The 23084-nt window shown below is 68.6% G+C and carries 29 protein-coding genes and 1 riboswitch; of the genes, 17 read left to right on the top strand and 12 right to left on the bottom strand.

Features of this window, described 5'->3' with window-relative positions; all coding sequences use genetic code 11:
- Positions 1 to 88: 88 nt before the first annotated feature.
- Positions 89 to 430 carry an ArsR/SmtB family transcription factor gene (locus ACFXIV_RS46115; protein WP_379403936.1) on the bottom strand — a complete coding sequence of 114 codons (342 nt, stop codon included), beginning with the start codon at positions 428 to 430 and terminating at the stop codon, positions 89 to 91.
- An 87-nt stretch (positions 431 to 517) separates the two neighbouring features.
- On the opposite strand from ACFXIV_RS46115, the gene ACFXIV_RS46110 reads away from it, so the two are divergent.
- The 3 genes from ACFXIV_RS46110 to ACFXIV_RS46100 all read left to right on the top strand — a co-directional run bounded on the left by ACFXIV_RS46110 (position 518) and on the right by ACFXIV_RS46100 (position 3723).
- On the top strand, positions 518 to 1738 hold the full coding sequence (locus ACFXIV_RS46110) for an MFS transporter (protein WP_379403937.1): 1221 nt from the start codon (positions 518 to 520) through the stop codon (positions 1736 to 1738).
- Positions 1739 to 1810: 72 nt separating this feature from the next.
- Positions 1811 to 1986: riboswitch (M-box (ykoK) riboswitch) on the top strand.
- Between the two features lie 202 nt (positions 1987 to 2188).
- Complete coding sequence (locus ACFXIV_RS46105; RefSeq protein ID WP_379403938.1) at positions 2189 to 2902, top strand: MgtC/SapB family protein; 714 nt, start codon at positions 2189 to 2191, stop codon at positions 2900 to 2902.
- Entirely contained in the window at positions 2899 to 3723 is an 825-nt protein-coding gene (locus ACFXIV_RS46100; protein WP_379403939.1) for an AAA-associated domain-containing protein, read from the top strand. Before ACFXIV_RS46105 ends, ACFXIV_RS46100 begins: the two co-directional genes overlap by 4 nt.
- A 1-nt stretch (position 3724) precedes the next feature.
- Here ACFXIV_RS46100 and ACFXIV_RS46095 read toward each other — a convergent pair whose 3' ends face one another.
- The 3 genes from ACFXIV_RS46095 to ACFXIV_RS46085 all read right to left on the bottom strand — a co-directional run bounded on the left by ACFXIV_RS46095 (position 3725) and on the right by ACFXIV_RS46085 (position 6035).
- A complete protein-coding gene (locus tag ACFXIV_RS46095) occupies positions 3725 to 4489 on the bottom strand; it encodes an SDR family NAD(P)-dependent oxidoreductase (protein ID WP_379403940.1) in 765 nt (254 codons plus the stop codon).
- Between the two features lie 123 nt (positions 4490 to 4612).
- Positions 4613 to 5053 carry a nitroreductase family deazaflavin-dependent oxidoreductase gene (locus ACFXIV_RS46090; RefSeq protein WP_379403941.1) on the bottom strand — a complete coding sequence of 147 codons (441 nt, stop codon included), beginning with the start codon at positions 5051 to 5053 and terminating at the stop codon, positions 4613 to 4615.
- 142 nt (positions 5054 to 5195) lie between these two features.
- Positions 5196 to 6035 carry a helix-turn-helix transcriptional regulator gene (locus tag ACFXIV_RS46085; protein WP_379403942.1) on the bottom strand — a complete coding sequence of 280 codons (840 nt, stop codon included), beginning with the start codon at positions 6033 to 6035 and terminating at the stop codon, positions 5196 to 5198.
- Between the two features lie 82 nt (positions 6036 to 6117).
- On the opposite strand from ACFXIV_RS46085, the gene mraY reads away from it, so the two are divergent.
- Positions 6118 to 7206 carry a phospho-N-acetylmuramoyl-pentapeptide-transferase gene (gene mraY / locus ACFXIV_RS46080; RefSeq protein ID WP_379403943.1) on the top strand — a complete coding sequence of 363 codons (1089 nt, stop codon included), beginning with the start codon at positions 6118 to 6120 and terminating at the stop codon, positions 7204 to 7206.
- A 63-nt stretch (positions 7207 to 7269) separates the two neighbouring features.
- On the opposite strand, the gene ACFXIV_RS46075 is transcribed toward mraY, so the two are convergent.
- Positions 7270 to 8847 (bottom strand): DHA2 family efflux MFS transporter permease subunit, encoded by a 1578-nt coding sequence (locus ACFXIV_RS46075; protein WP_379403944.1) that lies wholly within the window; start codon positions 8845 to 8847, stop codon positions 7270 to 7272.
- 89 nt (positions 8848 to 8936) lie between these two features.
- The gene (locus ACFXIV_RS46070) at positions 8937 to 9110 is read right to left on the bottom strand and encodes a hypothetical protein (RefSeq protein ID WP_379403945.1); all 174 of its coding nucleotides are present in this window, start codon (positions 9108 to 9110) and stop codon (positions 8937 to 8939) included.
- A 159-nt stretch (positions 9111 to 9269) separates the two neighbouring features.
- Between ACFXIV_RS46070 and ACFXIV_RS46065 the strand changes: the two genes are divergently transcribed.
- The 10 genes from ACFXIV_RS46065 (at position 9270) to ACFXIV_RS46020 (ending at position 15491) form a co-directional block, all read left to right on the top strand.
- Positions 9270 to 9491, top strand: a complete 222-nt coding sequence (locus ACFXIV_RS46065; protein WP_364611276.1) for a hypothetical protein — start codon at positions 9270 to 9272, stop codon at positions 9489 to 9491.
- A gap of 36 nt (positions 9492 to 9527) precedes the next feature.
- Positions 9528 to 10631 carry an SPFH domain-containing protein gene (locus tag ACFXIV_RS46060; protein ID WP_379403946.1) on the top strand — a complete coding sequence of 368 codons (1104 nt, stop codon included), beginning with the start codon at positions 9528 to 9530 and terminating at the stop codon, positions 10629 to 10631.
- A gap of 43 nt (positions 10632 to 10674) precedes the next feature.
- Positions 10675 to 11070, top strand: coding sequence for a cold-shock protein (locus tag ACFXIV_RS46055; protein ID WP_040863830.1), 396 nt, complete (start codon positions 10675 to 10677; stop codon positions 11068 to 11070).
- Positions 11071 to 11121: 51 nt separating this feature from the next.
- Positions 11122 to 12222 (top strand): ATP-dependent DNA ligase, encoded by a 1101-nt coding sequence (locus ACFXIV_RS46050; RefSeq protein ID WP_379403947.1) that lies wholly within the window; start codon positions 11122 to 11124, stop codon positions 12220 to 12222.
- Positions 12219 to 13283: a DNA polymerase domain-containing protein gene (locus ACFXIV_RS46045; protein WP_379403948.1), complete on the top strand. Its 1065-nt coding sequence runs from the start codon at positions 12219 to 12221 to the stop codon at positions 13281 to 13283. Before ACFXIV_RS46050 ends, ACFXIV_RS46045 begins: the two co-directional genes overlap by 4 nt.
- 204 nt (positions 13284 to 13487) lie before the next feature.
- Positions 13488 to 13829, top strand: coding sequence for a hypothetical protein (locus tag ACFXIV_RS46040; protein WP_379403949.1), 342 nt, complete (start codon positions 13488 to 13490; stop codon positions 13827 to 13829).
- 30 nt (positions 13830 to 13859) lie between these two features.
- Positions 13860 to 14474 (top strand): hypothetical protein, encoded by a 615-nt coding sequence (locus tag ACFXIV_RS46035; RefSeq protein ID WP_379403950.1) that lies wholly within the window; start codon positions 13860 to 13862, stop codon positions 14472 to 14474.
- The gene (locus tag ACFXIV_RS46030; RefSeq protein WP_379403951.1) at positions 14471 to 14863 is read left to right on the top strand and encodes a hypothetical protein; all 393 of its coding nucleotides are present in this window, start codon (positions 14471 to 14473) and stop codon (positions 14861 to 14863) included. Before ACFXIV_RS46035 ends, ACFXIV_RS46030 begins: the two co-directional genes overlap by 4 nt.
- Complete coding sequence (locus tag ACFXIV_RS46025; RefSeq protein WP_354833076.1) at positions 14860 to 15198, top strand: hypothetical protein; 339 nt, start codon at positions 14860 to 14862, stop codon at positions 15196 to 15198. The genes ACFXIV_RS46030 and ACFXIV_RS46025 overlap by 4 nt, the downstream gene beginning before the upstream one ends.
- Entirely contained in the window at positions 15195 to 15491 is a 297-nt protein-coding gene (locus ACFXIV_RS46020) for a YbaB/EbfC family nucleoid-associated protein (protein ID WP_379403952.1), read from the top strand. The genes ACFXIV_RS46025 and ACFXIV_RS46020 overlap by 4 nt, the downstream gene beginning before the upstream one ends.
- On the opposite strand, the gene ACFXIV_RS46015 is transcribed toward ACFXIV_RS46020, so the two are convergent.
- Both ACFXIV_RS46015 and ACFXIV_RS46010 read right to left on the bottom strand, forming a co-directional pair.
- Positions 15488 to 15781, bottom strand: coding sequence for a hypothetical protein (locus ACFXIV_RS46015; protein WP_379403953.1), 294 nt, complete (start codon positions 15779 to 15781; stop codon positions 15488 to 15490). The two genes, ACFXIV_RS46020 and ACFXIV_RS46015, sit on opposite strands and share 4 nt — an antisense overlap.
- Positions 15782 to 15907: 126 nt before the next feature.
- Entirely contained in the window at positions 15908 to 16309 is a 402-nt protein-coding gene (locus tag ACFXIV_RS46010; RefSeq protein WP_379403954.1) for a heme-binding protein, read from the bottom strand.
- A 117-nt stretch (positions 16310 to 16426) separates the two neighbouring features.
- Here ACFXIV_RS46010 and ACFXIV_RS46005 point away from each other — a divergent pair, with 117 nt between their 5' ends.
- Entirely contained in the window at positions 16427 to 17284 is an 858-nt protein-coding gene (locus ACFXIV_RS46005) for a helix-turn-helix domain-containing protein (RefSeq protein ID WP_379403955.1), read from the top strand.
- A 472-nt stretch (positions 17285 to 17756) separates the two neighbouring features.
- A complete protein-coding gene (locus ACFXIV_RS46000; protein ID WP_379403956.1) occupies positions 17757 to 18956 on the top strand; it encodes an IS110 family transposase in 1200 nt (399 codons plus the stop codon).
- 63 nt (positions 18957 to 19019) lie between these two features.
- Here the strand turns inward: ACFXIV_RS46000 and ACFXIV_RS45995 are convergent, their stop codons facing one another.
- Complete coding sequence (locus tag ACFXIV_RS45995) at positions 19020 to 19481, bottom strand: hypothetical protein (protein WP_379403957.1); 462 nt, start codon at positions 19479 to 19481, stop codon at positions 19020 to 19022.
- Positions 19482 to 19760: 279 nt separating this feature from the next.
- Positions 19761 to 20999: a serine hydrolase domain-containing protein gene (locus tag ACFXIV_RS45990; RefSeq protein ID WP_379403958.1), complete on the bottom strand. Its 1239-nt coding sequence runs from the start codon at positions 20997 to 20999 to the stop codon at positions 19761 to 19763.
- Between the two features lie 77 nt (positions 21000 to 21076).
- Between ACFXIV_RS45990 and ACFXIV_RS45985 the strand changes: the two genes are divergently transcribed.
- Positions 21077 to 21655, top strand: a complete 579-nt coding sequence (locus ACFXIV_RS45985; protein WP_379403959.1) for a YdeI family protein — start codon at positions 21077 to 21079, stop codon at positions 21653 to 21655.
- Positions 21656 to 21715: 60 nt separating this feature from the next.
- Here ACFXIV_RS45985 and ACFXIV_RS45980 read toward each other — a convergent pair whose 3' ends face one another.
- Both ACFXIV_RS45980 and ACFXIV_RS45975 read right to left on the bottom strand, forming a co-directional pair.
- On the bottom strand, positions 21716 to 22585 hold the full coding sequence (locus ACFXIV_RS45980) for an LLM class F420-dependent oxidoreductase (RefSeq protein ID WP_379403960.1): 870 nt from the start codon (positions 22583 to 22585) through the stop codon (positions 21716 to 21718).
- Entirely contained in the window at positions 22575 to 22985 is a 411-nt protein-coding gene (locus ACFXIV_RS45975) for a winged helix-turn-helix transcriptional regulator (protein WP_379381371.1), read from the bottom strand. Before ACFXIV_RS45975 ends, ACFXIV_RS45980 begins: the two co-directional genes overlap by 11 nt.
- Between the last annotated feature and the right edge of the window lie 99 nt (positions 22986 to 23084).

The raw sequence follows: 23084 nt of genomic DNA, 5'->3' as shown, positions 1-23084 counted from the left end.
CGAGGAGGGTGCTCACCGGCCGGCGGCTCGGCGACCAGCCTTCCCGACCCCGATCGCTACCGGGCCGGAATGAACTGATCGACTCCCATTAGGCGCTCAGGGCCGCACCGCGGCCGTGGGTGAACACCAGGTCGAGCAGCCCGGGGAAGCGGGCCTCGAGGTCCTCGGTACGCAGCCGGTTGAGACGGCGGGTGCCCTCGTCGCGCTGGCGGATGATGCCGGCTTCGCGCAGGGTTCTGAAGTGCCCGCTCTGGGTGGATTTGCTGATCGGCAGGTCGAAGGTGGTGCAGGCCAGTTCGCCGTTCTCGGCGGCGGCCAGGCGGGTGACGATGGTGAGCCGGACGGGGTCGGCGAGGGCGGCCAGCACGGTGGTGAACCGCAGTTCGTCGCGGGCGGGGTGAACCAGTTCGGTCGCGGTTCGGCTTGCCATGGCGTCCAGGCTAGTCCACATGTTCACAGAATCCGAACATCCTGTTATGTTCGGAATTATCGAACATGTTTGTGCCGGGAGGACGCCATGACCGTCGAGCAATCCACCGCAGCCGCCGAAGACGCTGCCGCCCGGCAGGATTCACCGCCCGGGAGCGGTGCGCGGTTCTGGGGCACCGCCTACACGCTGCTGATCCTGTTGACCGGCACGAATGTGGCCACACCGCTGTATCACGGCTACGCGCATCGGTTCGGGTTCTCACCGCTGGTGATGACGCTGGTGTTCGCGGTCTACATGGGGGTGCTGATACCCGCGCTGCTGATCGCCGGTCCGGCCTCGGATGCGCTGGGGCGGCGCCGGATTCTGCTGCCCGCGCTGGCGCTGGCGGCGCTGGGCACGCTGGGTTTCGCGCTGGCCACCGAGGTGGTCTGGTTGTTCGCGGCCCGCATCCTGCAGGGGCTGGCGGTCGGGGCGGCCTCGGGCGCGCTGACCGCCGCGCTGACCGAGCTGGAGCCGCACGGTGACCGCCGCCGCGCGGCCCTGGTGTCGGCGGTGGCCTCGGCGGGCGGCATGGGCCTGGGCCCGGTACTGGGAGCTGTTCTGGCGCAATATCTTCCGGCTCCGTACGTGACGCCGTTCGTGGTGGAGCTGGCGCTGCTGGTCCCGGCCGCGGTGGCGGTGGCGGCGCTGCCCGAGACCGCGACGGTCACCCGGTGGCGGCCGCGGCGGCCGAGCATCCCGGCCGGGATGGGTGCGGTCTTCTCGGCCGCGGGCACGGGCGCGTTCCTGGGTTTCGCGGTGGTCGGCGTCTTCCTGACGCTGATCCCGACCTATGCCGCGACCCTGTCGGGCAGTGCGAATCTGGTGGTCGGCGGCGCGGCGGCCGCGCTGCTGCCCGCGGCGTGGGCGGTGGCGCAGCTGGTGGGTTACGGCAGACCCGAACGAGCCCTGGACTTCACGGGATTCCCGCTGCTGGCGGTGGGCCTGGTACTGCTGGCGGTCGCGGGGGCGGTCTCCTCGCTGCCGTTGCTGTTGTTCGCGACGGTGCTGGCCGGGGCCGGTCACGGCCTGGTGTTCCTGTCGGGATTGACCGCGATCAATGCGGCCGCGCCGGCCGATCGGCACGCCGATGTGCTGTCGACCTATTTCGTGATGGCCTACTGCGGCAGCGGCGGCCCGGTCATCGGTGTCGGCCTGCTGGCGGGCGCGACCGGTTTGCTGGCTGCGGTGCAGATCTTCGCGGCGGTGGTGGCGGTGCTGTGTGTGGTGCGGCTGGTGGCGCGGGTCGCGGTCGAGGCGCGACGCTAGCGGGAGCACGAATGCGACGGCGCTCACGTCGGGTTGCCGATCGTGGCGGGCGGGTGTTTACTTCTGGTCGCAAGGTGCCGTCGTTAGCTGAGGCTCCTTCACGGATACAGGCCGGCGATCCCGAACGTCGAGAGACGCCCCGGATCAGGACAGGTTTCCCCGAGCTAAGGGGATGCCCCGACCGGCTCCCGCCACCCGTGGCGGGTTCACGCCGTGAAGTGCTGAAGGTCTTACGAGGGGTGGTACCCGTACCGGCGATTTCGCGCCGGTCCCACTCCCCCTGGCATGCGTGCGTGTGGCGTCGAGGAGGTGGTGGTCGTGCCCGATGGACCGGATCGAGTTCCGTTAGCCAATCGTTCACTCGGCGTCACTCCTGCAATCTCCCGGCCGCTACCCCTACCCCGGTAGCGTCCGAGTCCGGAGTGCGCCGTCATCCGCTGGGAGATCGAGATGACCATGTGGGAAATGCTGCTGCGGCTCGGCACGGGTGTCGGGTTGGGCGCGGTGATCGGGTTCGAGCGTCAGTTCCGGGCCCGGATGGCCGGACTGCGCACGAATTCGCTGGTCGCCGCCGGGGCGACCCTGTTCGTGCTGCTGTCCGCGCACGGCTTCAACGGTGCCTCGGCGGATCCGACTCGTGTTGCGGCGCAGATCGTTTCGGGTATCGGCTTCCTGGGCGCGGGTGTGATCCTGCGCGACGGGTTCAATATCCGCGGCTTGAACACCGCCGCGACGCTGTGGTGTGCGGCGGCGGTGGGTGCGCTCGCGGGTGCGGGCATGTACTCGACCGCGGTGGCGGGCACGGTGGCGGTGGTGGTGGTCAATACCGCGCTGCGCACGGTGGCGCGCACGGTGGATCGCCCCGGTGTCGACGAGGTCGAGGCCCAGGAGGCGTTGTACGCCTTCCACGCCGACACCGACGACGCGCACGAGGCGCATGTGCGGGCGCTGCTGGTGCAGTCGCTGACGCGCACCGATTTCCGGCTGGTGTCGATCTCGAGCCACGACACCTCCCCGGGCCGGGTGCAGGTGCGGGCGGAGTTGACCGGCGACCGCCGCGACGACCGGCAGATGGAGGCCGCGGTGAGCCGGTTGAGCCTGGAGCCGTCGGTGACCAGCGTCGGGTGGCGCACGGTGCCGCTGCGGGCGGAGGCCGAGGAGTGAACGCCGCGCTGCGGTCGTATCCGTCGCGCGGGGTGCTGGATCGGCCACGGTCCGAACTGGTGAATCTGTGGTCCACCGAGGACTTTCCGACCAAGTGTGTGTGCATCGTGACCCACAACATCGAGGAGGCGGTGCAGCTGGCGGACCGGGTGGTGGTGCTGGGGTCGAATCCGGGGCGGATCATCGCCGAGATCACGGTGGAGCCGCCGCGCCCGCGCAGCCGCCGCACGCCGGGGTTCGAGACGCTGGTCGATCAGATCTACGGTCTGATCACCGGCCGGGACACCGAAGTCGCTGCGGCCCCGGCGGATACGCTGACGCCGTTCGCGGTGCCGCTGCCCGATGCCTCGGTCGGCGGGATCGCGGGTCTGCTGGAGCTGGTGTACGGCAACGACGGCCGCGCCGACCTGCCGGTGGTGGCCGACGAGCTGAATTTCGAGCTCGACGACCTGATGCCGCTGGTCGACGCGGCGGCGCTGCTGGGTCTGCTGCTGGTGGAGGCCGGTGACGTGATGCTGACCAATGTCGGGGCGAACTTCACCAATGCCGATATCCAGTCCAGCAAGGCGATTTTCGCCGCCCAGGCCCGCCGGCGTGCCCCGCTGGTGCGCACCATCTGCTCGGCGCTGGTGGGCAGCAGCGATCAGACGGTGCGCGCCGATTTCATTCTCGATCTGCTGCGGCGCGGCTTCTCCGACGACGACGCCCGCCGCCAGCTGGAGCTGGCCATCGACTGGGGCCGCTACGCCGAGTTGTACGACTACGACACCGATTCCGGCCGCATCACCGCCGATCCCGCCGCCGACCTGCGCGCGTCCTGATTCACACCATCGCCGACGGGATCACCGTGGTCAGGCCGCCGTCAACGAGCAGGTCCTGACCGGTGATGTAGGAGGCGTCCGCGGAGGCCAGGAATGCGACGGCGGCCGCCACCTCGTCGCTGTCGCCGACCCGTCCGAGCGCCACCCGCGCCTCTGCGGCGGCCTGCGCGTCGGCGGAGGCCTCGGCGCGGTAGGCGGGGGTGTCGATGTAGCCGGGGCTGACCGAGTTCACCCGAATCCCGCGGGACGCCAACTCCGCGGCCAGCGTCCGCGTCAGATTCTGCACCGCCGCCTTCGTCGCCGAATACAGTGCGGCGCCGGGCGCGCCCCGATACGGGGCGAAGGAGGCGTTGAGGACGATCGCACCCCCGTCGACCAGCACCGGCAGCATGTGCTGCACGGTGAAGAACGCGGCCTTGAAGTTGATCCCCACCACCCGATCGAATTCGTCGCCGGTGACCGCCGAAACAGGTTGGAACGCACCGATTCCCGCATTCACGAACGCCACATCCAGCCGCCCGAACCGCTCGGACACCACCCGCGCCAGCGCCGCGAGATCCTCGGGCTCGGTGGCGTCCCCGGCCACCCCGACCGCCCGCTCCCCCAGCTCGGCCACCGCGGTGTCCAGCCGGTCCTTGTCACGCCCGGTCACGACCACCCACGCCCCTTCTTCGACGAGCCGCCGCGCGGCGGCCAGCCCCATCCCGCTGCTACCGCCGGTGATGAGCGCGACCTTGTCCTGGAACCGGAACCCGTTGTGTGTCATGGCTTCAGCCTGCCGGGCCGCGCGATAGGTAAACAGTGCGCAGTTATCGTGGGTGTGCCACCACCACCTTGCCGGGCACGGCTCCCGCCGGCACCGCGACAGCGCCGCCGGTGGTGACCGTTCTCAGTCCCTCAGCTCGCAGATGACGACCGGGATCTCGCGGGTGGTCCGCTCCTGGTAGTTCGCGTAGCCCTTGTATGCCGAGGTGATCTGCGGCCACAGTTCGGCTCGCTCGCTGTGATCTGCGGTGTGTGCGTGCACTTTTCGCCGCCGGCCGTAGATCACCAGTTCGGCATCGGGGTGCGCCTGGAGATTGCGGTACCAGTCGGGGTTGCGGTCGTCGCCGCCCTTCGAGGCGACCAGCACGACCCGGTCGGCGTCATGGACCGGAGCGGTCAGGTAGCACGAGCGCGGCAGTCCCGACTTCCGCCCGACCGTGTGCAATTCGACCACCGGCATCCCGAACGGGTTGGCCAGCAGTTTATTCCCGCTGACGGTGAGGACGACCCGATGGGCGAGGTTCATCAGTTTGGCCCCACCGTCTTTGAGTGCGTACCTGTTCAACGCCTGCCCCTTGTCCCTGGTGCATTGAAGCCTTCTACGATGGCCGCTAGAGTCGAGTTAGCGCTGCATACATTACCAGAAATGTGAGCAGGGTCAACATTACTGGGTTGCGGTCCGCGAAGACGACTCGGTGCCGGCGGGCTCAGGCGGGTGGTGCCAGGCGCAGGCGGTGGAGCTGGTCGAGGCGGGCGGCGGTGTCGGTGCCGGCGCGGGGGTTGTAGAGGACCAGGTGGCGGTCGGATCGGTCGGCGAGGGTGAGGGTGGTGGCGTCGAAGTGGAGTGCACCGGCCTCGGGGTGTGCGAGGGCGTTGACCGCCTGCTGGGCCGGGCCGACATCGTGGCGGGACCACAGGCGCGCGAATTCCGGGCTGCGGGCAGCGAGGTCGGTGATGACGGAGTCGAAGCCGGGGTCGCCGGGGCAGAGTGCGGAATCGGCTCGGTAGGCGGCCACGACCGCGGGAGCGGCCTCGGACCAGGCCTGTGGCATGGCCAGGTAGCGCGGGTTGGTGAAGTAGGTGACCAGGCAGTTGCCGCCGGGGCCGTCGTAGCCGAAGACGGCGCGGGCAGTGTCGTTGTAGGCCAGCACATTCCAGTAGCGGTCGCGCAGAACGGCCGGGCGGGGATTCCAGGCGTCGAGCAGGTTGCGGGTCTCGACGCTGATGTCGGTGCCGCTGTCGGTGGCGGCGCAGGGCGGGTTGAGGCCGGCCAGGACGTAGAGGTGAGCGCGTTCGGGGGCGGTGAGCTGCAGGGCGGCGGCGACGGCGTCGAGGACGTCGGCGGAGACGGTGATGTCGCGGCCCTGTTCGAGCCAGGTGTACCAGGAGACGCCGACGCCGGCGAGGACGGCGACTTCCTCGCGGCGCAGGCCGGGGGTGCGGCGGCGGCCCGCGGCGGGCAGTCCGACCTGATCGGGGGTGAGGCGGGAGCGCCTGTCGCGCAGGAAATCTCGCAGGTGGTCGCGTCGTCGGCCCGCTGTGTCCATACTTCACGCTAACAATCACGCATGCCCGTTTCGTTCGGGTCCCGGTTAGCATGTGACCGAATTCGGGTCTCGAGGGGGGCGGATGCGGCAGATCCTGGTGGCGGCGATGGTGGCGCTGGCGGTGTCGATCACGGTGACGCCGTTGCTGATCCGAGTGTTCACCCGCCACCGGCTGGGGCAGCAGATCCGGGCGGACGGCCCGGCGAGCCATCGGGCCAAGCGCGGCACCCCGACCATGGGCGGGCTGTCGATCCTGATCGCCCTGTGGTGCGGGTACGGGGCCGCGCACCTGGTGGGGATGTACTACGAGGGGACCGGCACGACCGCGTCGGGGCTGCTGGTGCTGGGGTTGGGGACCGCGCTGGGCGCGGTGGGTTTCCTCGACGATTTCATCAAGCTGTCCCAGCAGCGCAGCCTGGGGCTGACCGCGTCGGGCAAGTATTTCGGGCAGGTCAGTGCCGCTGTGCTTTTCGGGGTGCTGGCCCTGCATTTCCGGGGCGGTTCGGGGCTGACGCCGGGCAGCCGTCAGGTGTCGATCGTGCGCGACATCTCCACGGTCTCGCTGGGGCTGACCGGGTTCCTGCTGGCGGCGATCTTGTTGGTGGTGGCGTGGTCGAACGCGGTCAACATCACCGACGGCCTGGACGGGCTGGCGGCGGGTTCGGTGGGTCTGGCGCTGGGGTCGTATGTGCTGATCACGTTCTGGCAGTACACCCATTCGTGCGCGGTCAAGGCGGTGCCGGGCTGCTACACGGTGCGCGATCCGCTGGATCTGGCGCTGGTGTGCGCGGCCGGGACGGCGGCGTGTGTCGGATTCCTGTGGTGGAACGCGGCTCCGGCGAAGATCTTCATGGGTGACACGGGGTCGCTGGCGCTGGGCGGGCTGCTGGCGGGGCTGTCGATCACCACCCGCACCGAGTTGCTGATGGTGGCGGTGGGCGCGTTGTTCGTGGCCGAGATCCTGTCGGTGCTGTTGCAGATCGTCATGTTCCGCACCACCCGCACGCGGCTGTTCAAGATGGCCCCGTTCCATCACCATTTCGAGCTGATCGGGTGGCCGGAAACGACGGTCATCATCCGGTTCTGGCTGCTGGCCGCGATCGCCTCGACCACCGGATTGATCGCCTTCTACGGTGAGCACCTCAGCACCACCGGCTCCCGGCTGCCCTGAGACCCGGAAATGCCGTGGGGCCCACCCGGAAGCGTTTCCGGATGGGCCCCACGGGTTTTCGGGTCAGTGCACGACGGCGGGCACGTCGGCCGCGGCGGGCACGGCCGGTTTGGCGCGGGGCAGGAAGAACGCCGGGATCAAGGTGGCCGCCAGCAGGCACAGCGCCACCACGAAGGTGTGGGCGAAGGCGCGCGCGGCGAGGTCGAAGCCCTCGCCGAGCAGGGTGTGCGGCAGCTGCGCGAGCTGGCCGTTGTAGCGCGACCCGATGGCCGCGTTGGCCAGCGACGGGTCGGGGGCGCCCGGAGGCAGCTGCACGCCCTTGCCGCCCAGGGTGTCGCCCCGGTTGAGCAGGCTGGTCAGCACCACGGAAATGGTTGCGGTGCCGATGGATCCGGCGGTCTGGTTGACGATGTTCATCAGCGTCGACCCACGCGCGACCTCACTGTGGGTCAGCGTCTGGATGGCGGCGGTCATGGTCGGCATCATGGTGCAGCCCATGCCCAGACCCATCACGAACAGCACCCCGCACAGCAGCGTATAGGGGGTGTCGGCCTTGACCTGGGTCAGGAACGCCATGGACACCGCCATGACGGTGATACCGGTGAGCACGATCTTGCCGGGCCCGATCTTGTCGACCAGCCGGCCCGCGATCGGCATGGTGAGCATGGCGCCCAGGCCCTGCGGCGCGATGAGCAGACCGGCGGCCAGGGTCGATTCCCCGCGCACCTGCTGCAGATACGACGGCAGCAGCAGACCGGAACCGAAGAACGCCATGGCGAACAGGGTCATGGTCATCACCGCGAAGCGCAGCGACTTGTTCGTGAACAGCCGCAGTTCGATCAGCGGGTGCTCGGTGCGCAGGGCGTGGAAGACGAACCCGATCAGCAGCGCCAGGCCGACGATCGCGGGGATGAGCACCTTGGCCGACTTGACGGTGCCCTCACCGGGAATCGAGGACACGCCGTAGAGGAAGGCGGCCAGACCGGGTGAGGCCAGCAGCATGCCCAGGAAGTCGAAGCTCTGCGAGGGTTCGGGGTTGTCGCGCGGGAAGACGACGAACGCCAGGATCAGCGCGATGATGCCGATGGGCAGGTTGATCAGGAAGATCCAGTGCCAGCTGAAGGATTCGATCAGCCAGCCGCCCAGGATCGGGCCGCCGATCGGGCCCAGCAGCATCGGCACGCCCAGCACGGCCATGACGCGGCCGATGCGCTGCGGGCCCGCCGCGTGGGTCATGATCGTCATGCCCAGCGGCATGAGCATGCCGCCGCCCAGGCCCTGGATGATGCGGAAGGCGATGAGGGACTCGATGTTCCAGGCCGTCGAACACAGCACCGAGCCGAGCACGAAGAACACCAGCGCCATCATGTAGAGGCGTTTGGTGCCGAAGCGGTCGGCGGCCCAGCCGGTCAGCGGGATGACGGTCGCCAGGGCGAGGGTGTAGCCGGTCATCGACCAGGCGGCGATGGCGTAGGTGGTGTCGAAGTCGTGCTGGAAGGTGGGGATCGCTACGGTCACGACGGTCACGTCGAGGATCGACATGATGGCGCCGAGCACCACGACACCGGCGATTTTGAAAACGCCGATGTCCAGTTTGTCGTCGGCGGAATCGGCCGCCACGGTATCCGGAGGGGTGGTCACCGGTTCAGCCTGCCAGCCGGTCGGTTACGAAACCAGCACATATTGATATCGGCGTTTCGGCGGCATCCGGGCAGCATCGTCATCACGTCTCATTCCGGCGGCGGCGGCCGGCCGTCGTCATTGTCGTAGAAGTTCTCCGCGGCCGCGTCGGCGGCGGCCTCGGCCCGCATCTCGAACTCGGAGGGGTCACCCGGATCCGGTTCGCGCACATCGCTTCTGCCCTCGGAATCGGTGGGATCGACGGGGATGTGATCGGTGCTCACGAGGGGTCCTCTCTGCAGCGCGATGGTCGCCAGGAGCCGGATCACCCGATCATACCGAGCCGTAGCAAATGTCCAGCGATCTCCCGGGCGCCCCGGTCGGGCCCCTCGACGCGCGTACGCTGGCGTTCTCGAGCGATCCAGTCGAGGAGTTCATTCGCAATGACCGACCCGGTAGTGGGCCTGACCGGTACGCTGACCTCGCCGATCCGGGGCAAGGGACTCCTCGGTGAGGTGCAGGTCGCTATTCGAGGGGGAACCGAGCTCTACATCGCCCGCGCCGAGGAGCCGTTGCCGGCCGGCGCGACCGTGCTCGTCGTGGCCGTGCATCCGGGGCGCATCGTCGATGTTGTTGCGTGGATTCCCCTTCCGGGCGATCGATAGATCGAGAACTTCTTTCCACGAATAAGGGAGACAGCGATGCTCGGGTACCACGTTCCGGCGCCGGACCAGGCGATGCTGGTCAGCGGCGGCCGCGGCGGCAAGGACAACGCACCGTTCCGGGTGATCATCGGGCACGGCGCATGGGTGGTGCCGTTGTTCCGCAAGGTGCGGTATCTGTCGCTGGCCATGTTCGAGGCCGAGATCGGCGAACGCTGCGTCACCAAGCAGGCCATCCAGCTCGATGTGCGGGCGGTGATCGCGTTCAAGGTCGCCAACGACACCCAGTCGATCGTCAATGCGGCACAACGGTTCCTGTCCGAGCAGGAGCGCGAGATGAGCGTGCTGACCGGGCGCATCTTCTCCGGGCATCTGCGCTCGATCGTGGGCTCGATGACGGTGGAGGAGATCATCCGCGAACGCCAGAAACTGGCCGACGAGGTGCTGGTGGCCTCCAAGGTGGAGATGAGCAATATCGGACTGTGGGTGGACTCGTTCCAGATCCAGCACATCGACGACGGCAACCTCGGCTACATCGCGGCCCTGGCCGCCCCGCACAATGCCGCGGTCAAGCGTGACGCGCAGATCGCGCAGGCCTCGGCCGCGCAGCTGGCGGCCCAGGCCGAGCAGGAGTCCCAGCGCAAGCAGGCCGAGTATCAGCGCGAGACCGCGATCCTCAAGGCGCAGTACCAGCGCGATATCGACAAGGCCAATGCCGAAGCGGCGCAGGCGGGTCCGCTCGCGCAGGCCACCGCCCTGCAGGAGGTGCTCTCCGCGCAGGCCGAGCAGGCGCGCAAGCAGGCCGAGCTGCGCGAGCAGCAGTTGCAGGCCGAGGTGGTGAAACCGGCTCGGGCAGAGGCGGATCGGGTGCGGATCCTGGCCGAGGCGGAGGCCGATCGCACGCGCATCCAGGCCGAGGCGGCGGCGTCGAACAACCGGATCGCGCTGGATCAGCTGCTGATCGAGCAGTTGCCCGAGATCGTCAAGCAGGCGTCGGTGGGCTTGTCGAAGGCGAATCTGACCGTGCTCAACGGTCCCGACGGCGTCTCGGAGATCGTGAACGGCATGGTGGGCCAGGGGCTGACGGTCTTCAATTCGTTGCAAAAGGCACTTTCCTCCAACAATGATCAGCCCGCGGACTAGAGTGACCGCCAGAGGGACGCGGCGACGAGGAGCGGGTGTTTAGGTGTCCATCGGGAAATTGGTGTCGTTCGACAGTTCTCGGGGTTTCGGATTCATCCGTCCGGAAGACGGTGGCCCGGATGTGTTCGTGCACGTCAACGACATCGGGCTGGACGAGGACGAGTTGCGCCAGGGGCGGGTGTTCGAATTCGATGTGACCGAGGGTGATCGGGGTCCCAAGGCGATCAACCTGGCGGTGGTGCCGGGGCAGTCGGCCCCGGTGCGGCACGCCAAGGGCAAGGATCATCGCGGGTCGGGGCAGATGAGTGCGGCCGAGCATCGCCGGCTGATCACCGAGTTGCTGCTGGATGCCTCGCCGCAGCTGACCGCGGCGGAGATCATCACCATCCGCGACCGGCTCACCGCCTTCGCCGATCAGCACGGGTGGATCGAGAACTGACCGGTTCGCATTACGATCGGTCTCGGGTCCACCGTGAACCGAGGAGGTCGTGTGCAACTGCCTGTCATGCCACCGGTCAAACCGATGCTGGCCAAATCGGTCTCGGAGCTGCCCCGTGACCCGGGGTTGCTGTTCGAACCGAAATGGGACGGCTTCCGCTGCATCGTCTTCCGCGACGGCGACGAGATCGAACTGGGTTCCCGCAACGACCGGCCCCTGACCCGGTACTTCCCCGAACTGGTGGAACTACTGGGTCGGGCGCTGCCGGACAAGTGCGTGGTGGACGGGGAGATCGTGGTCGTCACCGAGAACGGCCTGGATTTCGACACGCTGCAGAACCGGCTGCATCCGGCGGCCTCGCGGGTGAAGAAGCTGGCGGTGGAGACACCGGCCAGCTTCGTCGGCTTCGACCTGCTGGCGCTGGGCGAGCAGGATCTGACCGATCGGCCCTTCGCCGAGCGGCGGCGGATCCTGGAAACCGTGCTCGACGGGCAGGTCCCGGGCACGCATCTGACGCCGATGACCGAGGACCCGCAGGTGGCGGCGGACTGGTTCACCCGGTTCGAGGGCGCGGGGTTCGACGGGGTGATGGCCAAGGCGGCGGATCTGCCGTACCTGCAGGACAAGCGGGTGATGCTCAAGATCAAGCACGAGCGGACCGCCGACTGTGTGGTGGCCGGGTTCCGCTGGCACAAGGACGGGCAGGGGGTGGGGTCGCTGCTGCTGGGGTTGTTCGACGACGAGGGGAATCTGCATCACGTCGGGGTGGCGTCGAGTTTCACCGCGGCGCGGCGCAGGGAGCTGGTGGGTGAGCTGGAACCGTTGCGCGAGAACGCGCTCGAACAGCATCCGTGGCGGTCGTGGGCCGATGCGGCGGCGCAGGCCAAGGCGGACGGGAAGATGCCGGGCGGGGTGAGCCGCTGGACCGGCGGCAAGGATCTGTCGTGGGAGGCGCTGCGCCCGGAGCTGGTGGCCGAGGTGCGCTACGAGCACGTGATGGCGGGCCGGCTGCGCCACGGTGGCCGGCTGGTGCGGTTCCGCACCGACCGCACCCCCGGATCGTGCACCTACGCCCAGCTCGACGAGGTGGCGCCCGCCGAGCTGGCCGACATCTTCGCCGATGCCAGGAACGCGAAAGGGACTGCGCGGTGAGCGATTCGGTGGAGCTCGAAGTGGCCGGGCATACGGTCGGCGTCTCCAATCCGGGCAAGGTGTACTTCTCCAAGCGTGGGGAGACCAAGCTGGATCTGGTGAATTACTATCTGGCCGTTGCCGATCCGATCATGCGGACCATCGGCGGGCGGCCGGTGCTGCTGGAACGGTATCCGGACGGAGCCTCGGGGAAGTCCTGGTTCCAGAAGCGGGTGCCGAAGTCGGTGCCGGACTGGTTGCAGACCACGGTGGTGTCGACGCCGAACGGCACCACCAGCGACGCGCTGGTCGCGGTCGATATGGCGCACATCGTGTGGGCGGTGAACCTGGGCTGCCTGGGTTTCCACGTCTGGCCGACCCATGCCGGCGCCGAGGCCGCTTCCACGTTTCCCCCGGTCATGGACGCGGCCGGCACTGTCCTGCCGCCGACCGGTGTGACCGATGAGTTGCGTATCGATCTGGACCCCTCCCCCGGGATCGGTTTCGAGGATCTGCGTGCGGCCGCCTTCGCCACCCGCGAGCTGTGCACCGAACTGGGCATCGATGTGCGCGTGAAGACCTCCGGCTCGCGCGGTCTGCACCTGTACGCGCTGCTGCAACCGCAGTGGGACGGCTATCAGGTCCGTGCTGCGGCGGTCGCGCTGGCCCGCGAGCTCGAGCGCCGCCACCCCGACCGCATCACGGCCGCCTGGTGGAAGGAAGAGCGCGGTTCGCGGGTGTTCGTCGATTTCAACCAGAATGCCCCGCACAAAACAGTTTTCGGCGCCTGGTGTGTCCGCCCGAAGGTCGGCGCGCAGGTGTCCACCCCGATTTCGTGGGAGGCGCTGGAGGCGATCGTCCCCGACGAACTGACCATCGCGACGGTCCCGGCGCGGGTCGCCGAACTGGGTGACCCGTGGGCCGATCGTGTCCCCCAGTCCCTGGAACCACTGCTGGAGATGTCGGAGAAGGACATGGCCGCAGGGTTGATGGATGCGCCCTGGCCGCCGGTCTATCCGAAGATGCCCAACGAGCCGCCGCGCGTGCAGCCGAGCAAGGCCCGCAAGGACACCGCCGAATAGCGGTGTGCTGGTAGCACTCTCACCGCACAGCCCCCGACGAGCCGCACTCGCCGGGGGCTGTGCGGTTGTGAGATGTCTCCTGGTAGCGGACGGCGAGTTGTGGCGTTACCGTCATCGGCGACAACGCCGACGACTCGGGCTATATCTGGAATGTCGTGCTGTCCGAACAGTTTCCGACACACCACCGACAGGCAGGGGCATTCGATGGACAGCAATATCGAACGCGTGGCGTGGGACCATCCGGCCGCCGCCGCGTACGTGCGTGCAGCCGGTGATGCCGCGGCCCTGCTGGGCACCGCGAAGGATCACGCGCACGCCGTGGCCGGTATGGACCTGTCCGGGCTGGGGACCCTCGGCAACGGGTTCGCCGCGGCCTGGGCGGCGGCCTGGACCACCCACGGCGGTCACCTGCAGACCGCGTCGGCGCTCACCGGCGCCTACGGCCAGGCCATCACCACGTGGGGGACCGTGCTCGGCGCGGTGGACACCGAGTCCGCGGCCAGGATTGCGGGCGCAGTCCCCGGCACCGACGAGATTCAGGCGTAGGCCGGTCGGAGGATCAGGGGGACAACCGAGATGCAGACCGGCATTCAGGGCGGAGACCTCACCGCGGTGGAGGAACCCGCACTGGTCACAGCCTTGGTCGCGCCGCTGGTGCAGCTGCGCGCGGCTCTGGGCGACGGGACCCGCCCCGGCGGGACGGCCCTGGCGGCGCTGGCGGCGGTGCCGGGCACCGTGCGCGCGGCCGTGGACGCTCACCGCGGCGGGATCACGCCGCTGGCGTCCACCGAGACCGCCGCGGCGGCGGTGCCCGTCCTGAAACGAACGGGCGATGAGGTGGGTGCCCTGGCCGACGTAGCCGAAACCCTTGCGCCGCTGTTGACCTCGGCCTACGCCACCCGCGACAAGGCCGCCGCCGACCTGGACGCCCTCATCGCCGATTTCCGGGCCCAGGCCACGCCGCTGGTGAAAGCCGCACGCTCGCAAGCGGATCTGGACTCGGTGGTGAGCCTGGCCGCGGACTACGTGCGCGACGGGCTGAGCGTGGCCGAGGCCGCCGACGGCGGCATGGACACCCTCACGGCCCGGATCACCACCATCGACGAGGCCGGGGTCACCGTGCCCACCGGCCTGCGGATCGACCACGACATCACCACACAGCGCGACGGACAGGCGGGCACGATCTCATGAATTTGTTCGGCGACCTCCCTGGCTTCGCAGGCGGGCCGATCGTGCCCCTGCCCGGTACCGCGGACCCGGTACCCACCTCCGGCCCCGCCCTCGACGCGGACCCGCCCGAGACCGAGGAATTCGAGGTCACCGGCGATATCCGCGATCACAGCTGGGACGAGCTGCCGACCGCGCGGCCCGGCCACCGGACCACGCTGTGGGGCGATCCCGAGCAGGCCGCGGCCCTGCAGGGCCCGCTGGCGGCCACCGATCCCGTGCTCGGGGCCGACACCACCACCGAGGCCGGCACCGCGCGCATCGACACGCACACCGCCTACCACGAGATCGAAAAGCATTCCGCCGCCGAGTATTCGGTGACTCTCACCATCCAGATCAAGGCTCAGCCATGACCGACCCTGACGTTCCGGTGTTCACCACCACCAGCAGCAACCGCACCATCACCGTGACCGCCACCGACGCCGGCCAGATCATCGAACTCCGTTTCGAGGCCGCCGAATACGGCCGCGGCGCCGCCGCCCTGGCCGCCGAGATCGTGCGCCTGGCCCAGCGCTGCACCCTGCTGGCCCGCGCCCGCCGCCGCGAAGCCCTGGCCGCCTTCGGCCTGGCCGACGTACTCCTGGACCGCCTGGGCCTGCCCGACCCCCACACCGTCGCCGCCGAACTCGCCCGCCTGGACGCCCCCACCGCCGACACCACCCCGCACAGCTGGGTGCGTGCCCTATGAGCGCCGACATGCAAGCCCTCATCGCCCAGGTCGGCGACCAACTCGAAGCCCTCACCCTCGCCGCCGACGGCCTGGCCCGGGTCACCGGCCACGCCACCGGCCTGCACGGCACCATCACCGCCGAGGTAGCCGGCGACGGCACCCTGACCGCCCTGACACTGGCCGAGTCCATCACCGCCCACCCACCCGAGCAGGCCGCCGCCGCCATCCTGGCCACCATCACCGCAGCCACGACCGCCGCCGCCCGCCACCGCGCCGAACTGCTGGCCCACCTCAGCGGCATCCTCACCTAGCCGTCCCGGCTGCCGTCCCCGAACAGCGCAAGCTGACGCGACGAAGCGACCGATCCCCCGATCTTGCGCAGACACCGGGCACAGGTCACCTCCGCCCGGGTCGGTTCCAGCGCAGTCGGCGACCACCCGGCAACACCGGTGTGGCACAACAGCTCCGGAACCTCCTCGCCCTCGACCCAGTGCCCGAGGCTGACCGCGTGCACGGTACGCCCGGATCGCACGACGGCGTGTACACCCGGGTCGCCGAACACCGCCCGCGCGGCGGAGGCTAGAGGAGCGATATCGGTCATACGCCCACACGATAGGTCTGGTCACCGACAAACAGAGGCCCGGCTCCGGCCGTGAGCAACACGGAATTGGATACCCAGGTCACCGCGGTCGCGGTCGTGCCGTCCCGGACAGAATCGTCACGGTGGTCAGAGGGCGGCCAGGCAGGCTCGGGCAACCTCGACATCCTGGTCGGCGGTGCCGCCGGAGACGCCGACCGCGCCGATGACTCGACCCTCGGGGTCGGTGATGGGGAGACCTCCACCGAAGGAGATCAGGCCACCATTGCTCCATTCGATGCCGTAGATCGGGCCGTCGGGACGGGAGATCTCACCCAGCGTCGCCGTGGCCATGCGAAAGAGTAGGGAAGTCTTGGCCTTTCGCTGGGCCAGGTCGATACAGCCGAGCAGGGCGTCTTCTTTGCGACTGAAGTGCAGCAGGTGTCCGGCCTGATCGACGATGGCGATATTCATGGCGACATCGATGGTGGCGGCAGCCTTGTGACCCGCGGTGGCCAGGCGGGCCGCGGTGTCCATGGAGAGCATTGTCATGCCAATCAGACTCGGCTCGGCGACCGGAGAGAGCCAGGGGGCGTTCTGGCAGGGAATGGCGTGCCTGGGGATGACACCACCAGGGACCGGACGGTCGGCGGTGTCAGACTGGAGCGCGTGAGCGAGCTCGGCGAATTCCTGAAGGCCAAGCGGGCGGCCGTGTCTCCCGGTGAGGTCGGGCTGCCCGCGGTGGGCAATCCGCGTCGAGTACCCGGGTTGCGCCGCGAGGAGGTCGCGCTGCTGGCCTCGGTCAGCGTCGATCATTACACCCGCCTGGAGCAGGGTCGGGTCTCGGCGGCCTCGGAGAACCTGCTGGCGGGGATCGCACGGGCGTTGCGGCTCACGCCGGAGGAACACGAATACTTGCACATGCTGGTGCAGCCACGGCCGCGACGGGGGCGGGCCGCCGAGCCCGAAGTCGGTGCGCCGCTGCGAGATCTGCTCGCGGCCCTCGCGGCCCCCGCGCTGGTGTTGGGTCCACGCTCCGACATTCTGGCGTGGAATGCCGGAGCGGCCGCGCTCTTCTTGGACTTCGCCGAGATACCCACGCCTCAGCGGGCCCTGGTGCGCATGGTTTTTCTGGAACCTCGGATGCGCGGACTGTTCATGCACTGGGACCAGGTTGCCGCCGAGGCCGTCGACCGTTTGCGAATGGCCGCCGCGCGCACGCCCGGCGATCCATGGCTTGCGCGTCTGGTTGGGGAGTTGTCGGTGCGCGACGCGGACTTCCGGCGCTGGTGGGCCGGGCACGGCGTGCGCACGCTGGCGGGCGGCCGCAAGTGGTTGCGGCATCCGGTGGTCGGTGAGTTGGAACTGGATTGGCAAGTGCTGCAGGTACTTACGGCATCCGATCAGACACTGGTCACCTATACCGCTCCCGAGGGGTCGCCGAGTCACGAGGCCCTGCGAATCCTGTGCTCCTGGAACGCCGATGCGCCGGCATATCGCCCGGGCGTGATCGACCTCCAGCACTGATTCGGGCAAACCTCTACCAGACGCCCGCGTTTCGGCCTGGCACGAGCACACTGGTGTCCCGCTTGGCCAACTCGGGCGGTGCATCGTGCGCGGAAAGTTGCTCAACAGCTTGATGGATCGGCTCGCAGACTCCTAAATTCGCCGCCTCGTTCAGCGAGTGAGGCGGACCAGCGCGAGTCTGGCTGGTGGGTCCGGGTTGCGGCTTGTCCGACGGGTTGGAGCCGGTCGCGCTGGAGTCAGTAGTCCCTACTGTTTTCGCTCGGGGTACCCGGGTCAGTCGTAAGGTCCGGGTTTCCCAGGGGCGTCGGGTGTGGCTTTCAGTAGTCTGCCGTTGGCGTGGCTCGGAACGATTGGCCGCCCGACGCTCTCAGGGCGACTCGGCTGCTGATTAGGAATTGCGAATTCGTCGCTGTGTAGGGACTGGCCAGCGAAGTCGTCTGCGGGAGTTCATGTTTGACGAACCGAGGAGACGATGTTGGAACGAGCTTGGGCCGGAGTGGATATCGGCAAGAAGCACCACCACGTGGTGGTCATCGACGGCAACGGCCGTCGGCTGCTTTCACGAAGGGTGAGCAACGACGAGACCATCCTGCTCGAGGTTGTCGGCCAGGTCGCACAATTGGCCGACGACGTGGACTGGGCGGTGGATTTGCTCGGTGGTGAATCGACACTGTTGCTGACGTTGCTGGCAGCGCATGGTCAGCGCGCGTTCTATCTCAGCGGGAGCCAATTCAACAGTGCCGCAAGGAGCTATCGCGGCGCGGGTAAAACCGACGCGAAGGATGCTGCGATCATCGCCGACCAGGCACGCATGCGCCGTGATCTGACACCGATTCCCCTCGAGGATGAACTCATCGTGGAGCTGCGCATGCTCGTTGCTCGCCGCAGTGATCTCGCCAGCGATCGGGTTCGGCTGGTGAACCGACTGCATCAGCAGTTGCTCGGCATCAGTCCCGCCCTCGAAGGTGCGCTGGACCTGACCACCAAAGGCCCGTTGATTCTGCTGACTCGATACCAGACACCTGAGGCATTGCGGCAGGCCGGAATTGTCGAGGTCGAATCCTGGTTGCGAGATCAGAAGGTCAAGAACGCAGCCGCGCTCGCAATCCGGGCTATGGCCGCCGCGGCCACCCAGCAGACCACCTTGCCTGGGCAACGGTTGGCAGCCGAACTGGTCGCCGATATGGCCAAGGAGGTGATCGCCCTCGACGAGCAACTCAAGTACACAGACAAGCTCCTCGGGGACCGATTTCGCCGTCACCGATTCGCGGAGATCTTGCTGAGCCTGCCCGGTATCGGACCACTGCTCGGTGCGGAATTCCTCGCCAGCACAGGCGGAGACATGAGTGTGTTCGCCTCGGCCGACCACCTCGCCGGCTACAGCGGCGTTGCTCCGGTGCCCCGTGATTCCGGCCGTGTCCTGGGCAACCTGCACCGACCACGCCGCTACAGCCGCAGGCTGCAACACGTCTTCTACACTTCGGCACTGATCAGCATCCGATGCCACGACCAATCACGAGAGTTCTACAACCGCAAAAGATCCGAAGGCAAACACCACACTCAAGCCGTCCTCGCCCTCGCCCGCAGACGCGTCAACGTCATCTGGGCACTGCTACGCGACAGCCGCTGCTACACAACACAACCGCCAGCTCCTGCGGCCACGGCCGCTTGAAATCAGCGAGCGTGGCAATCTGACCCGCTTGACATGTCGATTAGGAATCGTCCGGCGCCGCTGTCAGAACTGCCCGGCGAGAAACCCGCTGAACAGCACCAGGAACCCGCCGACCTCACCCACGATCAGTAACCCCATCGAGATTCGAGTGCCGAGCTTGTCCGTCTGCCCATGAAACTGATTCGTGGTATCGCGCCGCCACCCGTGATAGATGTACGCCGCGATCGCGGCGACGAAGAAGAACAGAATCACCACATCGGCAGTCAGGTTCACCGCCGTCGGCCAGGAACTCAGCTCGGTGAATACCGCGAGCAGCAGCGTCGCGAACGAGTACAGCAGCGTAGCCCGATGCGCGATATCGACATACACATGCGCGCTCGCATCCGGAGAAGCGCTGACCTGCTGGTACTTCCACACCCCGAGCAGCAGCGCCAGAACGAACAGCAACCCTGCCGCCACCAACGTAACCCGGGTATCGATCCCGAGGTCGATACTCACCGCCGCCGCCTCGACCTGCCCCGCCATCTTGCCCCTCCGTGACGTCGGATATCAGGCCAGAACTATAACGTGTTGCAGAATGGGTCGACAACCATTGGCCGCGTGCAGCATCCGAGCATCGGTGACCGGCAACCCGTCCAGCTCCGCGCACCCTCGCGGGGTCAGCTCGTGCGCCAGCAGGTCGTAGACCCCAGCGGTAACACTGCCCGAGGGACAGAGACGCGGGGCTGCCGGGATGCCGGTGGCGGATGCGATCTGGACCCCCGATGGTGTTGTGTCGTAGGACTTTTCGCTGCGCGCGCCTGCTCACGCGGCGCCGGCGGTGGGCTGCTCGATGTCGAGGGCGGGTTCGCGGGCGGCGCGCAGGATGAGGTGGAGCAGGGCCACGACGAGGGTTTGGTCGAGGGGGCTCCAGGTCAGGGACATGCGATTGTGGACGAAGCCGACGGAGATGCCGGAGCGGGGGTCGGTCCAGCCGGTGGAGCCGAAGGCGCCGACGTGGCCGTAGCCGCGGGGTGCCCGCGCGGCGGGGAGGCTGTGATAGCCCAGGTGCCAGAACGGGACCAGCAGGCTGTGGTCGAGGCGGTAGGTGCGGATGCGTTCGAGTTCGCGGACGGTCGGGGTGGACAGGTAGGGGCGGCCGTCGACGTATCCGTCGCAGGCCAGGGCGCTGTACATTTTCGCCAGCGCCGCGGCGGTGCAGACGGCGTTGCCGGCGGGCAGGGCGGTGTCGAGGATGGCGGGGTCGTCGCCGCGGAAGATGGATTCCAGGCCGGGCACGTAGATCGACGAGAGCGGGGCGCGCAGCAGGCGGGGCAGGCGCGGGACGGCGGCGGCGACGGGGGCCGGAATGCTGCGTTCGGCAAGGGTTTTCAGGGAGCCGACGAGATGGGCGGGCCGGGTGCGGGACCCGGCGGGCGGGCGGCCCAGGTGGCTGCCGTCCACACCGAGGGGGTCGGCGACCTCGCTGCGATAGAGCTGGGTCATGTCGCGGCCGGTGACGGCGCGGGCCAGCCCGCTCATGAGCCAGCCGATGGTGAGGGCGTGGTAGATCGGTGTACCCAGCAGGTCATCGGGTTTCGCGGCGGCCAGGCGTGCTTCCATGAGTTCGTGGTCGAGGACCTCGCCGGGGGTGGCGGCGGGCAGCGCCGACAGGCCGGCGCGGTGGCTGAGCAGTTCGGTGACTGTGATGCGAGCCTTGCCGTTGGCGGCGAACTCGGGCCAGTATTCGGCGACGGGCGCGGAGTAGTCGAGCAGGCCGCGGTCGGCCAGCCGCGCCAGCACGGTCGCCGAGACACCCTTGGACGCGGAGTAGACCATGGCGCCGGTGTCGGCGGTCCAGGGCGTGCCGTGGGCATCGGCCGCGCCGGCCCAGACATCGACGACCGGTTCGCCGTGCTGATACACCGCCAGTGCGCCGCCATTGCCGCGGCGGCCGGCGAAGACGCGGGCGAAAGTCTTGATGGCGGAGCCGAATCGGGGTTCGGCGGTGCCGTGCACCCCGGTGGGCAGTCCGGCAGCGGCGGCGGAGCTGGAGGTCGTCATCGATCCACGGTAGCGGCGCGGCGACCACCCCGACAAGATGTGTCTGGGACAATTTTCCGGCGTGGTGGAGAGTTCGAATGTCGGTGCCGTCTGCCACAGTGACGGTCATGGATCCGGTGACCTTCTCCGACGCCGCCGCCTTCGACGCCTGGCTCGAAGCCAATCACGCACGCCCGGAAGGGGTTTGGATCCGCATGGCCAAGAAGGGCTCGGGTATCGCCACCCTCACCGAGGACGAGGCGGTCGATGTCGGACTGTGCTGGGGCTGGATCTCCGGGCAGCGCAAGGCCTCCGACGCCGACTACTACCTGCAGAAGTATGTGCCGCGCCGCCCGCGCAGCCACTGGTCGCAGGTCAATGTCGACAAGGTCGCCCGACTCACCGCCGCCGGGCGCATGCGCGCGCCGGGACTCGCCGAGGTCGAAGCGGCCCGCGCGGACGGGCGGTGGGCCGCGGCCTACCCGTCGCAGGCGAACTTCACGGTGCCGCCGGATCTGGCTGCCGCACTGGCCGATCGGCCCCGCGCCCGGCAGGTATTCGACGCCCTGGACCGGACCCGCCAGTATGCGATCGTGCTGGAGTTGCTGCGGACGAGAACCGCGAAAACCCGCGCTTCCCGCCTCGACAAGGCGCTAGAGACCCTCGAATCACACTGAAACCCACCGATTCCGGGTGCCCGGGCCGTATCGGGCACGCGGAATCGGTTCGTGCCAGGTTCAGTTCAGTCGTTCGGCCAGCAGCGGCGCGAGGGTGCGCAGCACCTCGAGGTAGTCCCCGCCGACGACCTGCGGCGCGACATGGTTCGCACCGGCGTGCACATGTTCGGCCAGCCGGTCGGCGATCTGGGCGGCGCTGCCGTGCGCGACGACCGCGTCCACGAACCGGTCGCTGCCGGGCTGGGTCAGGTCGGTCTCGTCGAAACCGAAGCGGCGCAGGTTGTTCACGTAGTTGACCAGGCCCAGATAGAACCCGGCCTTCTCGCGGCCGACGCCCCGGGCCCGCGCGGTGTCCTCGTCGAGGACCACCTTGTGCTCGCTGACCAGCAGCTTGTCGGGGCCCAGGATGCCGCGCAGCTCGGCGGTGTGCTCGGGCACGGTCAGATACGGCAGGGCGCCGGCGCTGCGGTCGCGCGCGAGTCTCGCCACCCGCGGGCCCAGCGCGGCCAGTGCGCGGCCCTGCTGCGGGACGCCGCGGGCGTCGAGGATGTCGAGGTAGTTCACCAGGGCGTCATAGGGTTTGGTGTAGGTGCCGGTGTGCTCGGGGTGGCCGACGCCGATGCCGAGCAGGAACCGGCCGGGGAATTTCTCCTCGAGCCGCAGATAGGTGTCCGCGGCCGCCTCGGCGGTGGTGCCCCACACGTTGACGATGCTGGTGGCCACGACGATCGATTCGGATCCGGCGAGCAGTTTCTCGTAACCGTCCCAGTCGGCCGGCGGCGATCCGCCCAGCCAGACCGCGCCGTAGCCGAGGTCTTCGAGTTCACGCACCGCTTCGGGGGTGAACTGCGTGTAGAACTGCCATGCACCGAACTTGCCCAGGTAGTCGAATGCCATATCAGCGGCCAACGCATCAAGATCACGACGCATTCCCGGCGGCACTGTCGAATTCCGCGCGCGCGGCGAGCACCTCGTCCATGTGGCCCTCGGCCCACTGGTGCAGCCGGGTCACGATCACCAGCAGGCTCTGCCCGAGCGGGGTCAGCGAATAGTCCACGCGCACCGGTACCTGCGCGGTCATGCGCCGTGCCACCAGGCCGTCGCGTTCGAGGGTGCGCAGGGTCTGGGTGAGCATCTTGTTGCTGACCGCGGCCACGGTCGCACCGATCTCGCCGTAGCGGCGCGGTCCCGCGCCGAGCGCGGCCAGGATCAGGCAGGTCCACTTGTCGCCGATGGTGTCGAGCATCTGGTTGGTGGGGCAGGCGGCGAGGTAAGCGTTGTACTCGACTTTGGCCTGTTCCCGGCGTTGCGCGGCGGTGGTGGTCGGCATCGTCACTCCCCTGTGCGGGCCCGGCCGCGAGCCCGGATCGACAACTGGCTGTGCAGATACAGCCGACGCGGCGGCGTGCGCATTCCCGCCCGCCGGGAC

Source organism: Nocardia sp. NPDC059236 (assembly GCF_042754085.1).
Taxonomy (GTDB): domain Bacteria; phylum Actinomycetota; class Actinomycetes; order Mycobacteriales; family Mycobacteriaceae; genus Nocardia.
The sequence above is the reverse complement of the archived record's forward strand: the minus strand, read 5'-3'. Positions and strand labels throughout refer to the sequence as shown.

What these genes read in the sequence shown, in the direction of transcription:
- ACFXIV_RS46115 (WP_379403936.1), bottom strand. Translation starts at nt 430, where the DNA reads ATGGCAAGCCGAACCGCGACCGAACTGGTTCACCCCGCCCGCGACGAA.
- ACFXIV_RS46110 (WP_379403937.1), top strand. Translation starts at nt 518, where the DNA reads ATGACCGTCGAGCAATCCACCGCAGCCGCCGAAGACGCTGCCGCCCGG.
- ACFXIV_RS46105 (WP_379403938.1), top strand. Translation starts at nt 2,189, where the DNA reads ATGACCATGTGGGAAATGCTGCTGCGGCTCGGCACGGGTGTCGGGTTG.
- ACFXIV_RS46095 (WP_379403940.1), bottom strand. Translation starts at nt 4,489, where the DNA reads ATGACACACAACGGGTTCCGGTTCCAGGACAAGGTCGCGCTCATCACC.
- ACFXIV_RS46085 (WP_379403942.1), bottom strand. Translation starts at nt 6,035, where the DNA reads ATGGACACAGCGGGCCGACGACGCGACCACCTGCGAGATTTCCTGCGC.
- mraY (WP_379403943.1), top strand. Translation starts at nt 6,118, where the DNA reads ATGCGGCAGATCCTGGTGGCGGCGATGGTGGCGCTGGCGGTGTCGATC.
- ACFXIV_RS46065 (WP_364611276.1), top strand. Translation starts at nt 9,270, where the DNA reads ATGACCGACCCGGTAGTGGGCCTGACCGGTACGCTGACCTCGCCGATC.
- ACFXIV_RS46060 (WP_379403946.1), top strand. Translation starts at nt 9,528, where the DNA reads ATGCTCGGGTACCACGTTCCGGCGCCGGACCAGGCGATGCTGGTCAGC.
- ACFXIV_RS46040 (WP_379403949.1), top strand. Translation starts at nt 13,488, where the DNA reads ATGGACAGCAATATCGAACGCGTGGCGTGGGACCATCCGGCCGCCGCC.
- ACFXIV_RS46035 (WP_379403950.1), top strand. Translation starts at nt 13,860, where the DNA reads ATGCAGACCGGCATTCAGGGCGGAGACCTCACCGCGGTGGAGGAACCC.
- ACFXIV_RS46030 (WP_379403951.1), top strand. Translation starts at nt 14,471, where the DNA reads ATGAATTTGTTCGGCGACCTCCCTGGCTTCGCAGGCGGGCCGATCGTG.
- ACFXIV_RS46025 (WP_354833076.1), top strand. Translation starts at nt 14,860, where the DNA reads ATGACCGACCCTGACGTTCCGGTGTTCACCACCACCAGCAGCAACCGC.
- ACFXIV_RS46020 (WP_379403952.1), top strand. Translation starts at nt 15,195, where the DNA reads ATGAGCGCCGACATGCAAGCCCTCATCGCCCAGGTCGGCGACCAACTC.
- ACFXIV_RS46015 (WP_379403953.1), bottom strand. Translation starts at nt 15,781, where the DNA reads ATGACCGATATCGCTCCTCTAGCCTCCGCCGCGCGGGCGGTGTTCGGC.
- ACFXIV_RS46010 (WP_379403954.1), bottom strand. Translation starts at nt 16,309, where the DNA reads ATGACAATGCTCTCCATGGACACCGCGGCCCGCCTGGCCACCGCGGGT.
- ACFXIV_RS46000 (WP_379403956.1), top strand. Translation starts at nt 17,757, where the DNA reads ATGTTGGAACGAGCTTGGGCCGGAGTGGATATCGGCAAGAAGCACCAC.
- ACFXIV_RS45995 (WP_379403957.1), bottom strand. Translation starts at nt 19,481, where the DNA reads ATGGCGGGGCAGGTCGAGGCGGCGGCGGTGAGTATCGACCTCGGGATC.
- ACFXIV_RS45990 (WP_379403958.1), bottom strand. Translation starts at nt 20,999, where the DNA reads ATGACGACCTCCAGCTCCGCCGCCGCTGCCGGACTGCCCACCGGGGTG.
- ACFXIV_RS45985 (WP_379403959.1), top strand. Translation starts at nt 21,077, where the DNA reads ATGTCGGTGCCGTCTGCCACAGTGACGGTCATGGATCCGGTGACCTTC.
- ACFXIV_RS45980 (WP_379403960.1), bottom strand. Translation starts at nt 22,585, where the DNA reads ATGCGTCGTGATCTTGATGCGTTGGCCGCTGATATGGCATTCGACTAC.
- ACFXIV_RS45975 (WP_379381371.1), bottom strand. Translation starts at nt 22,985, where the DNA reads ATGCCGACCACCACCGCCGCGCAACGCCGGGAACAGGCCAAAGTCGAG.